Genomic DNA, 3,875 nt, shown 5'->3' on the forward strand with positions numbered 1-3,875 from the left:
ATGCGAAATATCAATTGGGAGTGTGTATCCACGTTGGGTTAGAAGCAGGTGACCTTTATTCAGAATAAGTGTGACATGCTACCCCGCGGTCAACTCGTCACGAAGTGGATTGTCCGGACCTAAGCATAGCTTAGCTCGTTCCAGTGGCGGGAGCAGTGCTCCCGAAAGCCCCACTTCCACCCCCATGCGAGAGTAGCACATTGCCAGACTCCCAATTAAGTACAAAGCCACCTTTAACGAGGTGGCTTTTTGCGTTTTTGGGATTGATGATTGGCCTACATTTTTTAAGTCGCAAGCTTAGATGCATTCCTTTCTTACGGGGAAATGTGGAATAATTACTCGATAAATTTTGCTTCACATCTAAATATCGGTTATTTGATCTGCTATATACCCTAATATAGTGATTGTTTTCTAGTCGATCTTGAAGTGCCAAGTAATTTTCAAAATTAGAATGTGGTATTTTCTGGTATTCGTCTTGATCTTGATTAGAATAGTGACAAATTCTTAAAGGCTTTTTGTGTGTATTCCTTAGCTCCTCATCATTCTTTCGGTTTCCCTTCGTCCGCTCATGCATTCTTTACCGTTAAGTCAATGGATGACTTGCCAACTCTATTAAGTGAGTTAGACACTCCCGTTTTTTATATTTTGGGTGAAGGCAGTAATACAGTGTTCTTAGAAGACTATCGAGGTACGGTAATCAAACCTGCATTTATGGGGATTGATCTTAGTCATTCTGATACTCACTATCGCCTTAAAGTTGGCTCTGGCGAAAATTGGCATCAATTAGTGTTGTGGTGTATGCAACATCAAATTTATGGTTTGGAAAATTTGGCATTGATCCCCGGCACTGTAGGAGCCGCACCCATTCAGAATATTGGTGCTTATGGTGTTGAAATTGCACAATTAATTGAACGCGTTGATTATTATGACCTGAAAGAAAAACGTCATAAAAGTCTAGGTTCAGATGGTTGCGAATTTGCATATCGTGACAGCGTGTTTAAAAAACGTTTGGCTGACCAAGTTGTGATTACTAGTGTTACTTTTGCTATTCCCAAAAGTTGGAAAGGCATTACCTACTATGGAGAATTGAAACTGTTATCTATGCCTAGTGCTATGGACATATTCAATAAGGTGGTCGAAGTGCGTCAAAATAAGTTGCCTGATCCTGCAAAAATTGGCAATGCTGGCAGCTTTTTCAAAAACCCTATTGTTTGCAAAAACCTTTTTCGTCAATTACAGCAGACTTGGCCAGCTATTCCTAGTTATCTAGTAGACGCTGACAAGGTAAAAGTTCCAGCAGCTTGGCTGATTGATCAGTTGGGTTTTAAAGGGGAAAAAATAGGAGGTATTGGTTGTCATCCTAACCAGGCATTAGTATTAACCAATGACGGTTCAGGTACTGGTGAACAATTGTTACAGCTTGCTCGTGATATTAAGGCTGCGGTACTAAAGGAGTTTTCTATTGTGTTGGAGAATGAAGTCAGACTAATAGGTAAAAATGGGCCTGTTGTGTTATGAGTAAATATTCTGAATTAGTGCGTGGTAACTTACTCTCGATTTTAGCCGATAACACATTTCATTCGGGCGAAACACTAGGTGCTACTTTAGGCATAAGTCGTGCTGCAATTTCCAATCACATCAAAGTGCTCAGCACTTTAGGGCTGGATATCTTTAGTGTTACAGGCAAAGGTTATTGCTTAGCTCAACCGCTAAAGTTATTAAGTACGCATAAAATTAGAGAACAACTTGCCTCTACTCACACTGCAGAAATTGAAGTTTTGAATGTAATTGGTTCAACCAATCAATATTTAAAAGACCAAACTATTGGTCTTAATAACGCTCACACTTGTTTAGCGGAAGCTCAAACTGCAGGTAAGGGGCGTCATGGTCGAAAATGGGTTTCGCCCTACGCAGCTAGCCTTTATTTGTCAATGCATTGGTCTTTTGCAGGAGGATATTCTGTGTTGGGCGGACTGAGTTTGGCCGTGGGAGTCGCTATTGTTGATGCGCTAAATCAGTGTGGTGTTAAAGGAATACAATTAAAGTGGCCGAATGATATATATGCCCAAGGTAAAAAATTGGCAGGTGTTTTAATAGAAGTTGAAGGACAAATAGGAAGTGAATGCCAAGCTATCATTGGTATTGGGATTAACGTGGCACTGCCCACAAATATTGAAGAAATAGGCCAGCCATGGATAGATCTTTCGCAACTAAGTGAGCCTGTAATTGACCGGAATTTATTAGCGGGAACCTTGATCCGCGAGCTAACTAAAAGCCTGACTTTATTTGAAAACTGTGGACTCGATCCGTTTATTTCTAAATGGCGAACGTTAGATATTTACGCAAATCAGCCTGTTAAGCTGCTCATCGGTGAGAAAGCTATATCTGGGATCAGCAGAGGCATAGATGGGAATGGTGCATTCTTGTTAGAAACAGAGTTGGGTGTTAAGGCTTATCATGGAGGTGAGATTAGTGTCCGACCTATTTAAGGCTCTCCTAGTCGATATTGGCAATAGTCAGATTAAGTATGCGCGTGTTAATGATATGTCTGACCTTACAGATATTAAATGTTGTCAGCACCCTGAAGAATTAACTGCATATATTAGTTCAGTCAATCAGGTGTTAGTTTCATCTGTCGGACATGTGACTCAAGTGGAAGAGTTGCAGTGTTTGTGTGAACGGTTAAATAAATCATGCAAGGTAATAAATACAGAAGCTGCCACCCTAGGTATTAAATGCGCCTATGAAAAATATCAAACTTTAGGAGTGGACAGGTGGCTAGTTATTTTAGCCGCTCGGGAGATCACTCAATTACCTGTTGCTGTGATTGATTTAGGCACCGCAAATACTTGTGATATTGTGATTAATAACCAACATCTTGGCGGATGGATAGCGCCAGGTTTTTCATTAATGCGTGAAAGTTTACTGAGTAACACACAAAAAGTGTTTGTTGATACAAATATGCCTGTTAATTTGGAAATAGGTAATACCACAGAAAACTGTGTGAATTATGGTTGTCTTGCTTCCCAAACGGGATTTGTGGTGATGGCTGAGAAATATTTAAAAAATAAATATGATGATTATTTTGTTTTAGTAACTGGCGGTGGTCAAAATTCTCTAAGTTTACAAGATAATAAAAAAATATTATTTTTTCCTAACTTAGTATTGAGAGGACTTTTTCGATTAATTTAAACTTTTTTGGCTAATAATAGATGGTGAATTTATCCGCTTAACGCATGAAAACCGCTCACTCAGTTGTAAATTTAAACAAACAGCATAAAAAAAACAATTTTTTGTAAATTCCCTCTTGCACGACCCCGATCATTACTCTAATATCCGCACCCACTTGATGCAGCCGACTTAGCTCAGTTGGTAGAGCAACTGACTTGTAATCAGTAGGTCACCAGTTCGACTCCGGTAGTCGGCACCATCAATCTGGAGGGGTACCCAAGCGGTCAACGGGATCAGACTGTAAATCTGACGGCTCAGCCTTCGCAGGTTCGAATCCTGCCCCCTCCACCACTTTTTACTTGATATGTACGAGAGTAGATTGTGCGGACGTCGTATAGTGGTAATACCTTAGCCTTCCAAGCTAAAGCTGCGAGTTCGATTCTCGCCGTCCGCTCCAATTTTTGTGAAATGCTGATATGGCTCAGTTGGTAGAGCGCACCCTTGGTAAGGGTGAGGTCGGCAGTTCGAATCTGCCTATCAGCACCATCATCTCTCCCCATCTCAATTAGAAACAAAATATTTTAATGTACGCTGCTGGGGAATAGACAATGGCAAAAGCAAAATTTGAACGAACTAAACCGCATGTAAACGTCGGTACTATCGGCCACGTTGACCACGGTAAAACAACATTAACTGCTGCAATC

At 40.6% G+C, this 3,875-nt stretch carries 5 protein-coding genes and 4 tRNA genes; 8 read left to right on the forward strand and 1 reads right to left on the reverse strand.

Annotated elements, in window-relative coordinates; all coding sequences use genetic code 11:
• Nucleotides 1-78: 78 nt before the first annotated feature.
• On the reverse strand, nucleotides 79-201 hold the full coding sequence (locus tag GARC_RS27585) for a hypothetical protein (RefSeq protein ID WP_264370925.1): 123 nt from the start codon (nucleotides 199-201) through the stop codon (nucleotides 79-81).
• A gap of 318 nt (nucleotides 202-519) precedes the next feature.
• On the opposite strand from GARC_RS27585, the gene murB reads away from it, so the two are divergent.
• The 8 genes from murB to GARC_RS26410 form a co-directional block, all read left to right on the forward strand.
• Complete coding sequence (murB, locus tag GARC_RS14985) at nucleotides 520-1,518, forward strand: UDP-N-acetylmuramate dehydrogenase (RefSeq protein ID WP_039989799.1); 999 nt, start codon at nucleotides 520-522, stop codon at nucleotides 1,516-1,518.
• Nucleotides 1,515-2,489, forward strand: a complete 975-nt coding sequence (gene birA, locus GARC_RS14990; RefSeq protein WP_007621645.1) for a bifunctional biotin--[acetyl-CoA-carboxylase] ligase/biotin operon repressor BirA — start codon at nucleotides 1,515-1,517, stop codon at nucleotides 2,487-2,489. Before murB ends, birA begins: the two co-directional genes overlap by 4 nt.
• The gene (locus tag GARC_RS14995; RefSeq protein ID WP_039989802.1) at nucleotides 2,473-3,192 is read left to right on the forward strand and encodes a type III pantothenate kinase; all 720 of its coding nucleotides are present in this window, start codon (nucleotides 2,473-2,475) and stop codon (nucleotides 3,190-3,192) included. The genes birA and GARC_RS14995 overlap by 17 nt, the downstream gene beginning before the upstream one ends.
• A gap of 162 nt (nucleotides 3,193-3,354) precedes the next feature.
• A tRNA-Thr gene (locus GARC_RS15000) sits at nucleotides 3,355-3,430 on the forward strand.
• Between the two features lie 7 nt (nucleotides 3,431-3,437).
• Nucleotides 3,438-3,522: transfer RNA gene (locus GARC_RS15005), tRNA-Tyr, on the forward strand.
• Nucleotides 3,523-3,554: 32 nt separating this feature from the next.
• Nucleotides 3,555-3,628 (forward strand) — tRNA-Gly (locus GARC_RS15010).
• A gap of 13 nt (nucleotides 3,629-3,641) precedes the next feature.
• Nucleotides 3,642-3,717, forward strand: a tRNA-Thr gene (locus GARC_RS15015).
• 62 nt (nucleotides 3,718-3,779) lie between these two features.
• Nucleotides 3,780-3,875: GTP-binding protein (locus tag GARC_RS26410; protein ID WP_039990023.1), on the forward strand; the 96-nt coding region annotated here is incomplete at its 3' end.

This window comes from Paraglaciecola arctica BSs20135 (assembly GCF_000314995.1).
In the GTDB taxonomy this organism is placed as follows: domain Bacteria; phylum Pseudomonadota; class Gammaproteobacteria; order Enterobacterales; family Alteromonadaceae; genus Paraglaciecola; species Paraglaciecola arctica.